This is a genomic window from Gillisella taibaishanensis, from assembly GCF_001938985.1.
Taxonomy (GTDB): Bacteria; Pseudomonadota; Alphaproteobacteria; order Rhizobiales; family Rhizobiaceae; genus Allorhizobium; species Allorhizobium taibaishanense.
Window position 1 is genome coordinate 343,015 of record NZ_MKIN01000023.1, and the last position, 16,590, is coordinate 359,604.

The following is a 16,590-nucleotide window of genomic DNA, read 5'->3' on the forward strand; positions in this document are numbered from 1 at the left end:
GGCCGGCATCGCCATGTGTTGACGCCTGGGAGGCAGTGACACCGCAAGCAGGTGCCAGCATTCTCCTTCGACAGTGCAGTCCGGAGCGACGATTTGACTTCGCAACCCATGATCTTGAGCGGCCGCGGCGTGATTGCTGTGCTGGGGCCGACCAATACGGGCAAAACCCATTATGCCATCGAGCGCATGGTTGCCCATGGATCGGGAATGATCGGTCTGCCTTTGCGTCTTCTGGCGCGGGAAGTCTATACGAGACTGGTCGAGCGGGTTGGCGCCGCCCATGTGGCGCTGATAACCGGCGAGGAAAAAATCACACCGCCCAAGGCACGCTTTTCCGTCTGCACGGTCGAGGCCCTGCCGCGGGAAACGAAGCTGCCTTTTGTCGCCATCGACGAGATCCAGCTGGCAGGCGATCTTGAGCGCGGCCATATCTTTACGGACAGGCTTTTGCATCTGCGCGGCCGCGAAGAGACCTTGCTGCTGGGGTCTGCGACGATGAAGCCGATCCTGCAGCATCTGCTGCCTGGTGTCACCGTCATCGAGCGCCCGCGCCTGTCGCAGTTATTCTACGCCGGCCAGAAGAAAATTACCCGCCTGCCGCAACGCACCGCCATCGTCGCCTTTTCTGCCGATGAGGTCTATGCGATTGCCGAACTGATCCGTCGCCAGCGTGGCGGTGCTGCGGTCGTGCTCGGTGCACTCAGCCCGCGCACCCGCAATGCCCAGGTCGGCCTCTACCAGTCCGGCGATGTCGAATATCTCGTAGCCACCGATGCGATCGGCATGGGCCTCAATCTCGACGTCGACCACGTCGCCTTTGCCCAGGACCGCAAGTTCGACGGCTACCAGTTCCGCAATCTCAATCCCGGAGAACTCGGCCAGATCGCCGGGCGCGCCGGACGACATCTGAAGGACGGCACGTTTGGCGTGACCGGTCAGGTCGATCCCTTTGATCCGGAACTGGTGGAGCGGTTGCAGAGCCACCAATTCGATGCGGTCAAGGTGCTGCAATGGCGCACCGCCCAATTCGACTTCTCGTCGATTGCTAATCTGCGTCACAGCCTTGACGCTGCCCCGAAAGTGGCCGGCTTGGTGCGGGCTCTGCCAGCCATCGACCAGCAGGCCCTAGATTATCTCGCCCGCTACCCGGAGGTGCAGGACCTTGCCTCGTCTCCGAGCCGCGTCTCGTTGCTGTGGGATGCCTGCGCCCTGCCGGATTATCGGCGCATTACCCCGGCACAACATGCCGATCTGATCCTGACCCTCTATGCCGACCTCGCCAAGCGCGGTAGTGTGAACGAGGATTTCATGGCCGAGCAGGTGCACCGCGCCGACCGGACAGACGGCGAGATCGATACTCTTTCTGCGCGCATTGCGCAGATCCGAACTTGGACTTATGTGTCGAACAGACCCGGCTGGCTTGCCGATCCGACACACTGGCAAGAAAAGACGCGGGAAATCGAGGATCGATTGTCCGACGCGTTACATGAAAGGTTGACGAAACGCTTTGTTGATCGCAGGACATCTGTGCTCATGAAGCGCTTGAGAGAGAATGCGATGCTGGAAGCTGAAATCAGTGTAAACGGTGATGTCTTTGTTGAAGGGCATCACGTGGGTCAACTCTCCGGATTCCGGTTTACGCCGATTTCGGGAACAGAGGGGCCGGATGCCAAGGCGGTACAAACCGCAGCTCAAAAGGCGCTTGGCCTGGAATTCGAAGCGCGTGCCGCTCGGCTGCATGCCTCCGGCAACAACGATCTGGCGCTGAGTTCAGATGGTCTGGTGCGTTGGCTCGGCGACCCCGTCGCCAGGCTGACAGGCTCCGACCATATTATGCGTCCGCGCATTCTGCTTCTGGCCGACGACCCGTTGAGCGGCAATGCCCGCGACCACGTCGTCGCCCGCATCGAGCGCTTCGTCAATCACCACATCTCGACGATCCTGAAGCCGCTCGACGATCTCTCGCGCGCTGAAGATCTGCAGGGCCTGTCAAAGGGCCTGGCGTTCCAGCTTGTCGAAAGCCTCGGCGTGCTGTTCCGCCGCGACGTGACCGAAGAGGTCAAGTCGCTGGATCAGGACGCACGCGCCTCCATGCGCCGTTACGGTGTGCGCTTCGGAGCCTACCATATCTTCATGCCGGCCCTGCTGAAGCCCGCTCCGGCGGAACTCATCACCCTCCTTTGGGCATTGAAGAACGACGGCCTGGACAAGCCCGGCTACGGCGACCTCATTCCAGTGCTGGCCGCCGGCCGCACCTCTGTCGTCACCGACCCGGCCTTCGAGCGCAATTTCTACAAGCTCGCCGGCTTCCGGTTCCTCGGCAAGCGTGCCGTGCGTATCGACATCCTCGAGCGGCTTGCCGATCTCATCCGCCCGCTGCTGCACTGGAAGCCCGGCACGTCGCCGCGTCCTGATGGTGCCTATGACGGCCGCCGTTTCACGACAACGACCGCCATGCTCTCCATTCTCGGCGCCACGCCTGACGATATGGAAGAAATCCTGAAGGGCCTCGGCTACCGCGCCGACGCAGTGAAGGCGGAAGAAGCCCAGGCATTCCTCGGCGCTCAGGGCGGAACGGAAAAGACAGACGGCGAATCTGTTGCCCCTGAGGCCGCCGCGACGGAGGCCGCTGTCGAGACGGCTGCTCATGACGATGCGGATGCATCGGATGAGGCCTCCGCCTCGGACACTCCTGCTGAAACATCTGGTGAAGCACCGCAGGACGATGCCGCCGCTCAGCCAGCCGAAGCTGCCACCACAGCCGCGCCTTCTGCAGACCTGTTGGCCAATCCAGACGTGCCGGCTGAACCGAAGCCCGTTCTGCTCTGGCGCCCAGGTGGCCGCAACGACAATCAGCGTCCGGGACAACGCTCTGGCGAGCGTCCTGCCGGACAGCGCCAAGGCGGACGTCCGCCGCAGGGCGAGCGCCGTGCGCCTGGCGCAAACCGGCCTGCTGAAGGTGAACAGAAGACCGAGGGTCGCAGCGAAGGCGGACGTGACCGTGACGACAAGCGCAATGATCAGCGCCGCGACGGTGGCCATCACGGCAAGCCACGCGACCGTGACGGCAATCGCGACAAGAACGCCCACCGTGACGATCGTGGCCCGCGTCAGGATCGCGATGCAAAGCCGTCGCAGCCGCAGCGCTTCGAGGCCAAGCCCCCACGCAAGGAAAAGGCCATCGATCCGGATTCGCCTTTCGCCAAACTCGCTGCTCTCAAGGAGCAGATGAAGAAGTAAGCCATGAGCCAGGAACAGCCACTCGCCGGAGCCTCGCAAAGGATCGACAAGTGGCTGTTCTTCGCGCGGATTTTCAAATCGCGCACGCTTGCCCAGCAGCATATCGTCTCAGGCCGCGTCAAAGTTAATGGCAAGGCGGCCCGTCAGCCTAGCGCCAACCTGCGCCCGGGCGACAAGCTCGAGATAACTCTTCTCAATCGAGATCTGGTCTTGATAGTCCGGGAGCCGGGCAGCCATCGTGGCCCGTATGAGCAGGCGAAGCTGCTCTATGAAGACCAGTCACCGCCACCACCGCCCCGCGACACGCTCACGCCTTTCGAACAGGCGCAACGATTGCCCGGCGCCGGCAGACCGACAAAGCGCGAGCGCCGCCAACTCGACCGGTTGATGGATAGCGAGGACTGAACCTATCCTAAGGGAACGCTTGCGGCAGGGATGCGTCAATCTCAATGCCTATATTCCCACCTCACTGGTACGCTTGCAGACGAACCAATCGCGACAGGAAAAAATCGATCGCTTAGCGCGAAAGATCAGGATGTTTTATCCTTGCTAACAGGGCAGGAAAGCAGTAGCTCACTGCCCTTGTGGAAAAGCCAATGCGGGATGCGTCAAAGCGCTTTTTTCGCTTGTCTGGATCCGTTCTGTCAGATCCGGCGCCGTCCTGGCCATCGAGAGATTTCTGGAGTACCGCATGACGTATATCGTGACTGACAACTGCGTACGCTGCAAATATACAGATTGCGTGGAAGTATGCCCGGTCGACTGTTTCTACGAAGGCGAGAACTTTCTAGCCATCAATCCCGATGAATGCATCGACTGCGGTGTCTGCGAACCCGAATGTCCAGCCGAGGCGATCAAGCCGGATACGGAACCGGGCCTCGACAAGTGGCTGAAGATCAATGCCGACTATGCCAAAATCTGGCCGAACATCACCACCAAGCGTGACGCTCTGCCCGAGGCCAAGGAAATGGATGGCGTCGAAGGCAAGTTCGAACTGTATTTCTCGGAAAAGCCCGGCGCCGGCGATTGAGCCCCCTACAGTTCTCTTGCGACAAAATGACGGTGAGGGTTCAGGCGGACCCACGCAAGTAAATGTGATCGAGCCCCGATGCTTTTCCCGGAATTGCTCTCAGCTTACCGGGAAGGGCATCATTCATCCTGTCTTTTTTAAATGGGCTGCCATGCATTTTCCGGGCATGATCGAAGCTGCGACGCACGACGGGTGGCGGGAGACGACGCACCACCGTAACGCGACTCCAAAAAATATCCTTTTCATTCAAACGGTTACGTCCATCTGCCCGCTTCGAGTCTAACCGATGAAACTCTCGGGCAAATTTGAGGCAATAAGAAGAACAGTTTTGCTCGTCAAGCGGCCGCATAGCAGCAAAACATTGATTTCCTCACTTTTTTATGTTAAGCCTATAGAACTGATCCACTCGTGAGGGCATCCGCATGCCCAAACTTATCGCGAAAGTCGAAAAATCCTCGAAAGTAATGTTTGTGACACGCAAACCGCACCGGTTCTGTCGCTGATTTGCTTTCTGTCGTTTGATCGTAACTGGATCAGCATGGAGTCACCCGACGGTTCCCCCGTCTTATCCGGGTCTAGCGGCCTGGGGTCGGCTGTCGCCGATACAGTAACAGGGAGTTTTTAGAGCGAATGACGACCCAGCAGAAAAAATCCTCGACACGTCAGGGCTTCAAGACTGGTGAAGCGATTGTTTATCCGGCACACGGCGTCGGAACGATCACCGCCATCGAGGAGCAGGAAGTCGCAGGCATGAAGCTAGAGCTTTTTGTAATCGATTTCGATAAGGATAAAATGCGTCTCAAGGTGCCTGTCACCAAAGCTGTCGCAATCGGCATGCGTAAACTTTCTGAGACCGATTTCGTAGAGCGCGCTTTGAAGGTGGTACAGGGTAAGGCACGCGTCAAGCGGACCATGTGGTCGCGCCGTGCCCAGGAATATGATGCAAAGATCAATTCCGGCGACCTGATTTCCATCGCCGAAGTGGTCCGCGATCTCTATCGCGCCGAGCATCAGCCGGAACAGTCCTATTCCGAACGCCAGCTTTACGAAGCAGCGCTGGATCGCATGGCGCGTGAAATCGCCGCCGTCAACAAGATGTCGGAAACCGAAGCCGTTCGGCTGGTGGAAGTCAATCTTGCCAAGGGTCCGAAGCGCGGCAAGTCCGTGGAAGAGGACGAGGCACAGGAAGAAGCCGCGTAATCGGCACATTCCAAGCATAAAAAAAGCCCGGCAGTGCCGGGTTTTTTTATGTCTGTTGAGCGCTCTATGTGCAGTGGAGAGTTCGGACGTAACGCCCATGAGCTGGCGCTTAAAACAGCGCGTCAGCAAACAGCTGCTCGTCATCCTGAACGCCGCTGGACTGTTGTGACGATCCGGTGTCCACCTCGCCGTGCAGAGGCAGGAAGCGCAGATGAATGTCGCGCTCCTGAGCCATCGTATAGATCGCGTAGATTTTCTGGCTGAGCGGCTGGGCAGCGGCAGGAATGGCAGGAGGCGATGACATACCCCCTCTCGCCCGATCGGCGATCGCCAGGCAATCGTGCAGGAGTCCGCCAAGTTCGCCGTCAAAATCCAGCTTGGTAACGGCAGCACTAATACGGCTGAATACTAGCTGGCCTTCAGAGCCGAAAGTTTCCAGCCCCTTTTCCATATCAGCAGCAACGGTGCGGATCGAATCGAGTGCGAGGTTGAGCGGCTCATGAATATGGTTGATGTCGTCGCTGTCGTCCCGCGTCAGCATTGCCGTCGCCTCTTCCACGAAGCGCATGTCCTCGACAATGGCGTCAGCCGGGGTTTCCAGCTTGGCGGCGAAGGTGCGCAGCTCGCCGCTGACGACATTGACGGAACGGCCGGCGTCGCCGAGACGCGAGCAGCGCAGGTTGGAATTCAACGCCATATAGTGAATGTCTGTTTTGATCGAGCGGATCGTCTCGATACCCTCCTGCAGCGCCTGTGCCGACTGGGTAACGGAGCTGACGAAGGAGTCGGACTCATGGCTACGATCCTGGACCCGGGTCGAAAGGGCGCAGGCATGGCTGATATCGCTTTCCATCCGCCGCAGCAGGCTGCGGTCGTTGTCGCCGCCCGACTGGTTCAACTCGTCGCGCAGGGACAGAACCCGGGCTGCATCGCTGGTGAAACTGGACATATTGGCCGAAATCGACGAGCACTTCTGCCGGAAGTCGTCAAGCGACTCCTGCAACTGGGCGTGAGCGAGATGGCGTACGGCTTGGCGCAGGGCATCAATCTCCGCGGGATCGCGTAGAATACCTTGCGCCAGAAAATCCTCCAGATACTCAAAGCCGCTCTGAATATGTTCAATCCGCTGCCGGGTAATATCGCCGATCTGCAGTGCCGAGAGCACGGTGGCAATCTTGCCCTGGATCGCCCGCGTCAGGCTTTTCACCTCGTTGGCGATACCGGTCATCACTTTATGCTGTGAGGCCAGCTGATCGGAACTTGACGTCAGGGATGTCACGATCGCCGGAATGGTATTGCGGAAATCCGAAAGAATGCCGTCGGAAAACGCCCTGGCAGTATCGAGCTGCCCGCGCATGTCAGCCAATTGCGTGGCAAACCGATCAATTTCTTCGGCACCGGACTGGATGCGCTCGCGGATTTCATCGGCAAAGCCCGAGAACTCGGCAAGTCCGGCACCGGTTATCTTCACCGTGATTGCAAAGGTTCTGAGATAGCGGATGGTTTCGCGCATTTCCTCGACATGCGCATAGGTCGAGGCGCAGAGATCGGAAATCTGGCTGAAGGAATCCTGGCGTGCCGTAGCGCGGGCCGGCAGCAGTGCAAGATCCGCAACGGTCTTGCGCAGGCCCTGCACGGTTTCGGTGGTGGTCTTGCCGTCGAGAACGCCGGTCAACTGGTCAAGACTATCCACGAGGCTACCGAGATTTTCCATGACCGAAACCAGCACTGCGCCACCGTCAAGGAAGGACTTCTCGATGCGGGAATGGGCGCTCGAGAGCTTCACTTCGAAATCGGAGTGCTGATTGCCGGTCGAATGAGCCTTGGAAACTGGACGCACGAATTCACCTCACATAAGCGATAGAGGTGCACTTTAGCTTCAATTCAAGAATGACAGGTAAATTCCAAAGCGCATTTCATAAAATTTGAAGCAGCAACGAAGGCCCGCCACAACCTGCAGCAGGCCTTCCATTTTATTATTGCTCGCCGAGCTTCATCGACGGATCGTAATCCTTGCCTTCGACCGTCTTGACCACTGCCTGACCGCAAAAGGTCTGGTTTGCTGCTGCATTAAAAGTCAGGCTCGGTGAGCCATGCAATTCCCAGCCCTTGTTGAGCGCATCGGTAACCCGGTGGCAGAAGCTGGAATCATCAGGGCCGGTAATAAAACGATAAACCTTCATCAGGCGCATCCTCTCTCGTTTGAAGTTTCAGTTTATGGGTGGGGCAAAAGCGATAATCGCGACAGAAGCCGCTCAGCCTGCTCGGCATGGAGCCGTTCTATCATCTGTCCCGCATGATTGATGACATTGAGACCGCTGGCCTCCGGCGCGGCAAACGCGGCGACGATGGCGCGTGCCTCTGATATTTCTGCCTCGGAAGGGCCAAACTGCCGATTGGAAGCGTCGATCTGGGCCGGGTGGATCAGCATCTTCCCATCAAAGCCCATTGATCGTCCCTGGCTGCACTCGTCCTCAAAGGCTTCGAGATCGCGAAAATCGTTAAAGACGGCATCGATGACATCCAGGTTATAAGCACGCGCGGCAAGAACCACCTGCATCAGCCAAGGAACCAGGAAGGTGCGGCCGGGTGTGGCAGGCACCCTGGTCTCCTTGCGCAGATCATTGAGACCGACCACCAGACACTCCAGGCCAAGCCCTGCCCCTTCGCCGGCAAGCCGCGCCACATCGAGCACTGCCTTTGGCGTCTCAATCATCGCCCACAAAGCTGGCTTTTCACCGGCACCAGCCCGAAGCGATGCCAATTCGTCCACCCGCTCCGTCTTCGGCAACAGCACAGCATCCGGACCTATGGACGCAACAAGAGCCAGATCCTCGGAGAACCAAGGGCTATCGCTGCCATTGATGCGGATGATTGCTTCACGGCCCTTCAAATCGGCGTGTTGCAAGAGCTGGTACAGATTGTCGCGTGCGTCCGCCTTGCTATCGGCTGCAACCGAATCCTCAAGGTCGAAAATGATCCCATCACAATCGAGCGAAACCGATTTTTCCAATGCTCGCCGGTTGATAGCGGGAACGCTGAGCAACGAGCGACGAAGACGCTGAGGACGGTCGATCGGCTTGGACGGCATGACAATACGCCTCTTGGTTGTTTTCTCTTGGCTGCGGCAGCCCGTTGCGACCTCAATAACTCTTGTAAAGCGCCAGGAGAAGCCCCACCTTGCTACCGTGAAAGGAACAAGATCATGCAGAATCTTCGTGCTCTCGGATTGCTTGGCCTCGGCATCATTGCTTTGACGGCAGCAGCCATACTGACCTTCTCTCTGACCTTCGTCTTCGGAGCCGTCTTGACGGCAACGCTCGCCTGGCGCGCGCTTACGCTAAAGCCTAAACCGGTCCCGGTGCATGCTCGCAAGCGCAGCAGCGAAGAGCAGCCCGTGCGGATCTGGAACGACGGACGCGGCACGATCATCGACATGTGAGTGGCAGCATGGCACGGCCCCTCGGTGGCGGACTGTAGCAGGGCGGCTTCTTCCTTCGAAGTGCCGGCGCCAAGATTCTCCTTCAAATCGGGCTGGTTTTCGGTTATGCGGAAAGCAATTTTATTCAGCTCCAGTGAAGGTAACACCTATGGAAAAGTTCACGAAGCTCACCGGGGTCGCCGCACCTCTGCCGGTTGTCAATGTCGATACGGACATGATCATTCCGAAGGATTACCTGAAGACGATCAAGCGGACTGGCCTCGGCACCGGTCTATTCGCGGAAGCTCGTTATAAAGACGACGGTTCCATCAACCCGGATTTCGTGCTCAACAAACCTGCCTATCAGAATGCCAAGATCCTGGTTGCCGGTGACAATTTCGGCTGCGGCTCGTCTCGCGAACACGCCCCCTGGGCTCTGCTGGATTTCGGTATCCGCTGTGTGATTTCCACCAGCTTCGCTGATATTTTCTACAACAACTGTTTCAAGAACGGCATTCTGCCGATCGTCGTCAGCCCGGAAGACCTGGAAAAGCTGATGGACGATGCGCAGCGTGGTTCCAATGCCGTGCTGACGGTCGACCTCGAGAGCCAGGAAATCACCGGCCCTGATGGCGGTAGCATCAGCTTCGAAATCGACGAGTTCAAGCGTCATTGCATGCTGAATGGCCTCGACGATATTGGCCTGACCATGGAAAAATCGGCAGCAATCGCCTCCTTTGAGGCATCGAACGCCACGACGCGCCCCTGGGCGTAAGGCCAAAAGAAGCAAGTTTGTCGGACAGGATCGAAGGCGGGGCTCAGGCTCCGCCTTTTTCTTTGCGGCTTCAGTTTGCCGCAACTGTGGGGCAAAACCGTACCGTTAGCAGCGCCGCTGTCCTTGAATTGCCCTTGATCGCCCGATAAAACCCCCGCACTGCTGTTTCAAACGAGGTCGGCTCATGACAGTCCGCAAACTCTTCCTTCTTCCTGGCGACGGCATTGGTCCGGAAGCCATGAACGAAGTCCGCAAGATCATTTCCTACATGAATTCCGCGCTTAGCGCCGGCTTCGAAACCGATGAAGGTCTGGTTGGCGGCTGCGCCTACGATGCCCATGGCGCAGCGATTTCCGAAGCCGACATGGGCAAGGCCATGGCAGCGGATGCCGTGCTGTTCGGCGCCGTCGGCGGCCCTAAATGGGATGGCGTCGATTATGACGTGCGCCCGGAAGCCGGCCTGCTGCGGCTGCGCAAGGATCTGGAACTGTTTGCCAATCTGCGCCCGGCCATCTGCTATCCGGCGCTGGCTGCTTCCTCTTCGCTGAAGCCCGAGCTTGTCGAAGGTCTGGATATCCTGATCATCCGCGAACTGACCGGCGGCGTCTATTTCGGAGAGCCGAAGACCATTACCGATCTCGGCAATGGCCAGAAGCGCGCAATCGACACCCAAGTCTACGACACCTATGAAATCGAGCGGATTTCTGCCGTCGCTTTCGAACTGGCCCGCACTCGCCGCAACGCTGTCTGTTCGATGGAAAAGCGCAATGTGATGAAGTCCGGCGTCCTGTGGAACCAGGTTGTCACCGCCCTGCACAAGGAAAAGTTCTCCGACGTCAAGCTCGAGCATATGCTGGCTGACGCCGGTGGCATGCAGTTGGTGCGCGCGCCCAAGCAGTTCGACGTCATCGTCACCGATAACCTGTTCGGCGACATGCTGTCGGATGTCGCGGCGATGCTGACTGGTTCGCTCGGCATGCTGCCTTCTGCCTCTCTTGGCGCCCCCGACGGCAAGACCGGCAAGCGCAAGGCGCTTTACGAGCCCGTCCATGGCTCGGCCCCTGACATCGCCGGCAAGGGTATCGCCAACCCGATCGCCATGATCGCTTCCTTCGCCATGTGCCTGCGCTATTCCTTCGCCATGGTCGCAGAGGCAGAAGCGCTGGAAAAGGCAATTGCCAACGTGCTCGACAAGGGCATCCGCACCGGCGACATCATGTCGGAAGGCTGCAGCCAAGTCGGCACCGTCGAAATGGGCGACGCGATCCTCTCGGAATTCCAGTCTTTGATGGGCTGATCCGCCTGATTTCCAATCGATTCCAGCGCGGGACCAATCCTCGCGCTGGCTGATCCCCCCGGGGTCAGCTTACTGATCCCCACCGGTGTCACACAGTTGAAGACATCCGCCTGTATGTGCTGGCCTGCTGAAGTAGGCACCAGCACATGGGGATCGCAATGACAATTCTTGCCAGGATCAAGACCGGCCAGCGGTGTGTGCCGAATTGCCGAACGCGCCTTTGCTTCGTTGCCGGCGCAAGTCTCATTCTGCTGATGGCGCTGCAATTTGACACGGCAATTGGCCAGACCGGGCGGGTGACCTGTCCGTTTTTCTACCGGATCGCAGCCTTGCTCACCCGGCTTGGCGAGTCCGATTGGTGCCTGTTGGCGAGTTTCGTGATCGCCATGCAAGCCAGTGCCAGCTCTAGGATTGCCCAGACAGCGGAAGAGCGTTGCCGGGCGCTGTTCGTCAGCCTGCTCGGCTGCTACGCCTTCATTGCCATTGCCGGCTCCGGCCTTGCTGCCAATCTGCTGAAGCGCGCGTTTGGCCGGGCCCGACCGGATCAATTCTCCGGTGCTGGCGCCTTCGATTTTTTACCCTTTGCCAACTCGGCGCAATTTGAAAGCTTCCCCTCCGGCCATGCCACCACCATTGGCGCATTGATGATGATCGGAGCGCTAATCGCACCGCGCTACAGGCTGGGTTTTGTTATCGCAGGTCTCTGGCTGGGCATGACACGCGTCATGGTGGGCGCCCATTATCCAAGCGATGTCGTTGCTGGCCTCGGCTTCGGCGCCTGGTTCGCCTGGATCATCGCGCTGAGCTTTGCCCGCCGTGGTCTGGTATTCCGGCAGTCTCTGGAGAATGGCCTGGTGCTGCGGCAGACACTGATCCCGGAACCGGCTCGCTCACACGGTAAGCCAACACCGCCGGCCCGAACGCCCGACTTGACGCAGCCAATGCCCGCCGCCTGAGCTGGTTTCCCCGACACGCCAAAAGAAAACGCCCGGACGGCGATGCGTCCGGGCGTTCATGGATGTGAGAGGCGGAAGGATCAGCCGTCGATATCGTTGTTCTTGGTTTCCTTCAGGAAGATCATGCCGATCAGGAACGACATGCCGGCGATGACGATAGGGTACCAGAGACCATAATAGATATCGCCTTTCGCCGCGCTCATCGCAAAGGCCGTGGCCGGAAGCAGACCGCCGAACCAACCGTTGCCGATATGATAGGGCAGCGACATGCCGGTATAGCGGATGCGGGTCGGGAACATTTCCACCAGCATGGCGGCAATCGGCCCGTAGACCATGGTGACATAGATCACCAATACTGTCAGAATCGCGATCAGCGGCACCCATTTTACCTGAGTCGGATCGGCCACCATCTTGAAGGCACCGCCATTGGCGATCGTGTAAACCGGCATGGACTGCATGCCGGCGGCCGCACCTTCATCAGCGGTCAGCAGCTTGTCGGCCACCAGCTTTTCCGTCGGCACCGAGGCGCTCGGTCCGGCGCGAACGGCATCGGCATTCAGCTTCAGTTCCGGATTGGCGGCAATGAAGGCATTCAGCTTGGCATCCGGTACCTTGACGGCATCGCGAACCAGCGGATAACCCGCGTCGTGCAGAGCGGTATTGACGCCCTTCTGCAAGCCGCCATCGAGAGCCTTGGCATTGGCGCCCGCCTTGATGCTGTCGTAGCTCTGGATCTCGGCAGTGCCGAGCTTGATCGACGCAGTAGAGCCGGCCGCACCAGGCACGACTTCATACGGCACCGAATTCTTGGTCAGCAGAGCCGTTGCGATATCGCAGGAAGTGGTAAACTTTGCCGTGCCGGTCGGATTGAATTGGAAATTACAATCTGCCGGATCCGCCGTCACCGTCGCCTTGACCGTGGCCTGAGCTTGCGCCAGGGCCGGATTGCCTGCCCAGGTCATGCCCTGGAACAGCGGGAAATAGGTCAGCATGGCAAGCAGCAGACCGGCCATGATGATCGGCTTGCGGCCGATCTTGTCGGACAGCCAGCCGAAGACGACGAAGAACAGTGTGCCGCAGGCCAGCGCGATCGCAACCATGATGTTCGCCGCCTGGGCATCCACTTTCAGCACGTTCTGCAGGAAGAACAGCGCATAGAACTGACCGCAATACCAGACGACGGCTTGACCGGCGACGGCACCGAACAAAGCGAGAATGGCGATCTTGGCGTTCTTCCACTGGCCGAAGGCTTCCGAAATCGGTGCCTTGGACTGGGTGCCTTCTTCCTTCATCTTCTTGAAGGCCGGGGATTCGTTCATCTGCATGCGGATCCAGACGGAAACGCCGAGCAACAGCACCGAAAGCAGGAAAGGCAGCCGCCAGCCCCAGGCTGCGAAGGCTTCCTTGCCCATGGCTGTCTGGATACCGAGGATGATCAGCAGCGACAGGAAAAGACCAAGCGTTGCCGTGGTCTGGATCCAGGACGTGTAGAAGCCTCGGCGGCCATGGGGCGCATGTTCGGCCACATAGGTGGCCGCACCGCCATATTCGCCGCCCAGTGCCAGGCCCTGCAGCATGCGCAGCACGATCAAGATGATTGGTGCAGCAATGCCGATGGTGGCCGAACCCGGGAGAACACCAACCAGGAAGGTCGATGCGCCCATGATCAGGATGGTGATCAGGAAGGTATATTTACGTCCGACGAGGTCGCCGAGCCGGCCGAAGACCAGCGCGCCGAAGGGCCGCACCAGGAAGCCGGCGGCAAAGGCCAGAAGCGTGAAGATATTGCGGGTGGTCTCGGGATATTGGGAAAAGAAGGTGGCGCCGATATAAATTGCCAGCGAACCATAGAGATAGAAGTCATACCACTCGAACACGGTGCCGAGCGAGGACGCGAAAATGACTTTCCGCTCTTCCTTCGTCATGCCGCGCGGTGAGCCTTTGAGGCTTGCGACGTGTGCCATTGCTGTTCCTCCAGAACGAGTTCTCCGATGGCCGTGCACCCCCTCCAAAGGCTTCAGATCACGGCGTCGAATTATCCATAGCCTGACAGAAATCAGGGCGAACCGAGAGGCATGCTTTCGGCTTATGACTTTGGTCTAATATTTTAACGTCCGCTCCGCCTTGGAGACTGGCTCGCAAGCACCATTTCTTGGTGCCGATGGCCCGGTTTGCAGCGATTTTCTTGACACCGCCATAAAACCCGGTAAAGGCAAGGGCGAAAGGATCATGGAATGCGCGCACTCGACCTCTTCAGTGCTGACCGTCTGCAGCCTGCGGCTTATGCCCCGGCAATGATGGCGTTTGCCATGTCCTCCACCACCAAGGCCAAAACGACGACCAAAACCGTCTGACGTCTCTGGCCCCCGCTCTCTCCCCGGCACGGCCGGGGACAAGGAGGTCGCAATTGCGCGCCTTCCCCCTCACCACCCGAGGAGAGACAGAAAGCGAGCAGGATAATGGGTTTCAAAGTTGCAGTAGCAGGCGCCACCGGCAATGTCGGCCGCGAGATGTTGAACATTCTGGCCGAGCGCGGTTTTCCCGCCGATGAAGTGGTGGCTCTCGCCTCCGCGCGCTCGCATGGCACGGAAGTGTCCTTTGGCGACAAGGTGCTGAAGGTCAAGAACCTCGAAAACTATGATTTCTCCGATACCGATATCTGCTTGATGTCGGCCGGTGGCACCGTATCGCAGAAGTGGTCGCCAAAGATCGGCGCGCAGGGCTGCGTCGTCATCGACAATTCCTCGGCCTGGCGCTACGATTCCGACGTGCCGCTGATCGTGCCGGAAGTGAATCCGGATGCCATTACCGGCTTCACCAAGAGAAACATCATTGCCAATCCGAATTGCTCGACCGCCCAGCTGGTCGTCGCTCTGAAGCCGCTGCATGACGCCGCCGTCATCAAGCGCGTCGTGGTCTCGACCTACCAGTCGGTTTCGGGTGCGGGCAAGGATGGCATGGACGAGTTGTTCACCCAGACCCGCGCCGTCTTCGTGGCCGACCCGGTCGAGAGCAAGAAGTTCACCAAGCGGATCGCCTTCAACGTTATTCCTCACATCGACGTCTTCATGGAAGACGGCTACACCAAGGAAGAATGGAAGGTTCTGGCCGAAACCAAGAAGATGCTGGACCCGAAGATCAAGGTAACCTGCACGGCCGTGCGGGTACCGGTTTTCATCGGCCACTCGGAATCGGTCAATATCGAGTTCGAAAAGGAAATCACCGCCGATCAGGCACGTGAGATCCTGCGCGAAGCGCCCGGTTGCCTCGTCATCGACAAGCATGAAAACGGCGGCTACATCACGCCCGTCGAGTGCGCCGGCGAAGACGCGACCTATATCTCGCGTATCCGCGAAGATGCGACGGTTGAAAACGGCCTCAACATCTGGGTCGTCTCCGACAACCTGCGCAAGGGTGCGGCTCTCAACGCCATACAGATTGCCGAACTGCTGATCAACCGCGGCCTGATCAAGCCGAAGTCCATCGCTGCCTGATCATTTTATCGGGGTAATATCGCCTGCGATATGCCCCGGTATTCGTCGATCACGCGGATTTGACGGCGATACATCCTGTCGTGCCCGTTAATTTTTATGGTTTACACGAAGTATAAACGCTTAATGCTTACGGACATGGGTTAGGACAAGTTGAGGCGCGGCTGACAACATCGCCGCGCCTTCCCTTTTGGATGAGGTTTCTATGGCACTGAAGATGGTTAGCGCGGCAGCATGTGTGGCTGTAGCGGCACTGGGTCTCATGAGCGGAAGCGCTACTGCTGCGCCGGCTTGCAGCAATACATCGGCTGGATTTGAACAGTGGGTCGAAGGCTTCAAGGCCGAAGCAGCCGGCCGTGGCGTCAGCCGCTCGGTTCTTGATCGCGCGTTTGCCAATGTTCACTATAACCAGCCGACAATTCGCGCCGACCGTGGCCAGAAGAGCTTCAAGCTCTCCTTCGACGAATTCATGAAGAAGCGCGGTGGTCAGGCAATCATCAGCCGCGGCAAGGCGATGAAGCGCGCCAATGCCCAGTTGTTTGCGACCATTGAACGGCGCTTCGGCGTTCCGGCCGGCCCGCTGATCGCAATCTGGGGCATGGAGACAGGCTTCGGCTCCTATATGGGCAATGAGCACACCCTCTCAGCCGTCTCGACGCTGACCTTCGACTGCCGCCGCAGCGACTATTTCCGCGAGCAGCTTTATGCGGCCCTGAAGCTGGTCAGCGACGGTGACCTCGACGTTAACTCGCGTGGTGCTGCCCATGGCGAAATCGGCCAGACTCAGTTCCTGCCGAAGAATGTCACGCTCTATGGCGTCGATGGCGATGGCGACCGCCATATCGACCTTATTCATTCGCGCGCCGATGCGCTGTCCTCAACTGCGAATTTCCTGAAGGGTCATGGCTGGCAACCGGGTCTCGGCTATCAGCCGGGCGAGCCGAATTTCTCCGCTATCGGCGGCTGGAATGCGGCTGTGGTCTACCAGCAGGCGATTGCCTATATCGGCAAGGAAATCGACAAACCTTGATAGGCCCATCAGGGTCACCGGCGTCGACACGGATTGACTAAAAAGGGCTGCAGATCGGAAGATCTGCGGCCCCCTTTATTTAAAAGGGTATTTTTTTAGAGTATTATCATTAGTTGTATTTTCGTTCCTGACGTGCATTAATCTCCTCAT

At 58.6% G+C, this 16,590-nt stretch carries 14 protein-coding genes; 10 read left to right on the forward strand and 4 right to left on the reverse strand.

The features are described 5' to 3' along the window. Window positions 1-108: 108 nt before the first annotated feature. The 4 genes from BJF91_RS18405 (at window position 109) to BJF91_RS18420 (ending at window position 5,470) form a co-directional block, all read left to right on the forward strand. Window positions 109-3,240, forward strand: coding sequence for a helicase-related protein (locus BJF91_RS18405; protein WP_075615975.1), 3,132 nt, complete (start codon window positions 109-111; stop codon window positions 3,238-3,240). Between the two features lie 3 nt (window positions 3,241-3,243). Then, complete coding sequence (locus BJF91_RS18410) at window positions 3,244-3,645, forward strand: RNA-binding S4 domain-containing protein (protein WP_075615976.1); 402 nt, start codon at window positions 3,244-3,246, stop codon at window positions 3,643-3,645. A 286-nt stretch (window positions 3,646-3,931) separates the two neighbouring features. Beyond that, entirely contained in the window at window positions 3,932-4,270 is a 339-nt protein-coding gene (gene fdxA, locus BJF91_RS18415) for a ferredoxin FdxA (RefSeq protein ID WP_075615977.1), read from the forward strand. Between the two features lie 630 nt (window positions 4,271-4,900). Continuing rightward, window positions 4,901-5,470 (forward strand): CarD family transcriptional regulator, encoded by a 570-nt coding sequence (locus tag BJF91_RS18420; protein WP_075615978.1) that lies wholly within the window; start codon window positions 4,901-4,903, stop codon window positions 5,468-5,470. A 109-nt stretch (window positions 5,471-5,579) separates the two neighbouring features. On the opposite strand, the gene BJF91_RS18425 is transcribed toward BJF91_RS18420, so the two are convergent. The 3 genes from BJF91_RS18425 to BJF91_RS18435 all read right to left on the reverse strand — a co-directional run bounded on the left by BJF91_RS18425 (window position 5,580) and on the right by BJF91_RS18435 (window position 8,561). Continuing rightward, on the reverse strand, window positions 5,580-7,310 hold the full coding sequence (locus BJF91_RS18425; protein WP_075615979.1) for a chemotaxis protein: 1,731 nt from the start codon (window positions 7,308-7,310) through the stop codon (window positions 5,580-5,582). 136 nt (window positions 7,311-7,446) lie between these two features. Further along, on the reverse strand, window positions 7,447-7,653 hold the full coding sequence (locus tag BJF91_RS18430; RefSeq protein WP_075616098.1) for a DUF1737 domain-containing protein: 207 nt from the start codon (window positions 7,651-7,653) through the stop codon (window positions 7,447-7,449). Window positions 7,654-7,685: 32 nt separating this feature from the next. Next, window positions 7,686-8,561 carry an HpcH/HpaI aldolase/citrate lyase family protein gene (locus BJF91_RS18435; RefSeq protein ID WP_075615980.1) on the reverse strand — a complete coding sequence of 292 codons (876 nt, stop codon included), beginning with the start codon at window positions 8,559-8,561 and terminating at the stop codon, window positions 7,686-7,688. 114 nt (window positions 8,562-8,675) lie between these two features. Here BJF91_RS18435 and BJF91_RS18440 point away from each other — a divergent pair, with 114 nt between their 5' ends. The 4 genes from BJF91_RS18440 (at window position 8,676) to BJF91_RS18455 (ending at window position 11,919) form a co-directional block, all read left to right on the forward strand. Continuing rightward, complete coding sequence (locus tag BJF91_RS18440) at window positions 8,676-8,912, forward strand: hypothetical protein (RefSeq protein ID WP_075615981.1); 237 nt, start codon at window positions 8,676-8,678, stop codon at window positions 8,910-8,912. Between the two features lie 148 nt (window positions 8,913-9,060). Then, a complete protein-coding gene (gene leuD / locus BJF91_RS18445; protein ID WP_075615982.1) occupies window positions 9,061-9,666 on the forward strand; it encodes a 3-isopropylmalate dehydratase small subunit in 606 nt (201 codons plus the stop codon). 184 nt (window positions 9,667-9,850) lie between these two features. Next, window positions 9,851-10,963 carry a 3-isopropylmalate dehydrogenase gene (gene leuB / locus BJF91_RS18450; protein ID WP_075615983.1) on the forward strand — a complete coding sequence of 371 codons (1,113 nt, stop codon included), beginning with the start codon at window positions 9,851-9,853 and terminating at the stop codon, window positions 10,961-10,963. Window positions 10,964-11,121: 158 nt separating this feature from the next. Next, a complete protein-coding gene (locus BJF91_RS18455) occupies window positions 11,122-11,919 on the forward strand; it encodes a phosphatase PAP2 family protein (RefSeq protein WP_139310763.1) in 798 nt (265 codons plus the stop codon). Between the two features lie 80 nt (window positions 11,920-11,999). On the opposite strand, the gene BJF91_RS18460 is transcribed toward BJF91_RS18455, so the two are convergent. Further along, the gene (locus BJF91_RS18460) at window positions 12,000-13,883 is read right to left on the reverse strand and encodes an MFS transporter (RefSeq protein WP_075615985.1); all 1,884 of its coding nucleotides are present in this window, start codon (window positions 13,881-13,883) and stop codon (window positions 12,000-12,002) included. Between the two features lie 495 nt (window positions 13,884-14,378). On the opposite strand from BJF91_RS18460, the gene BJF91_RS18465 reads away from it, so the two are divergent. Further along, window positions 14,379-15,413: an aspartate-semialdehyde dehydrogenase gene (locus tag BJF91_RS18465; RefSeq protein WP_075615986.1), complete on the forward strand. Its 1,035-nt coding sequence runs from the start codon at window positions 14,379-14,381 to the stop codon at window positions 15,411-15,413. Window positions 15,414-15,615: 202 nt separating this feature from the next. Continuing rightward, window positions 15,616-16,440: a lytic murein transglycosylase gene (locus BJF91_RS18470; RefSeq protein WP_075615987.1), complete on the forward strand. Its 825-nt coding sequence runs from the start codon at window positions 15,616-15,618 to the stop codon at window positions 16,438-16,440. Window positions 16,441-16,590 lie beyond the last annotated feature (150 nt).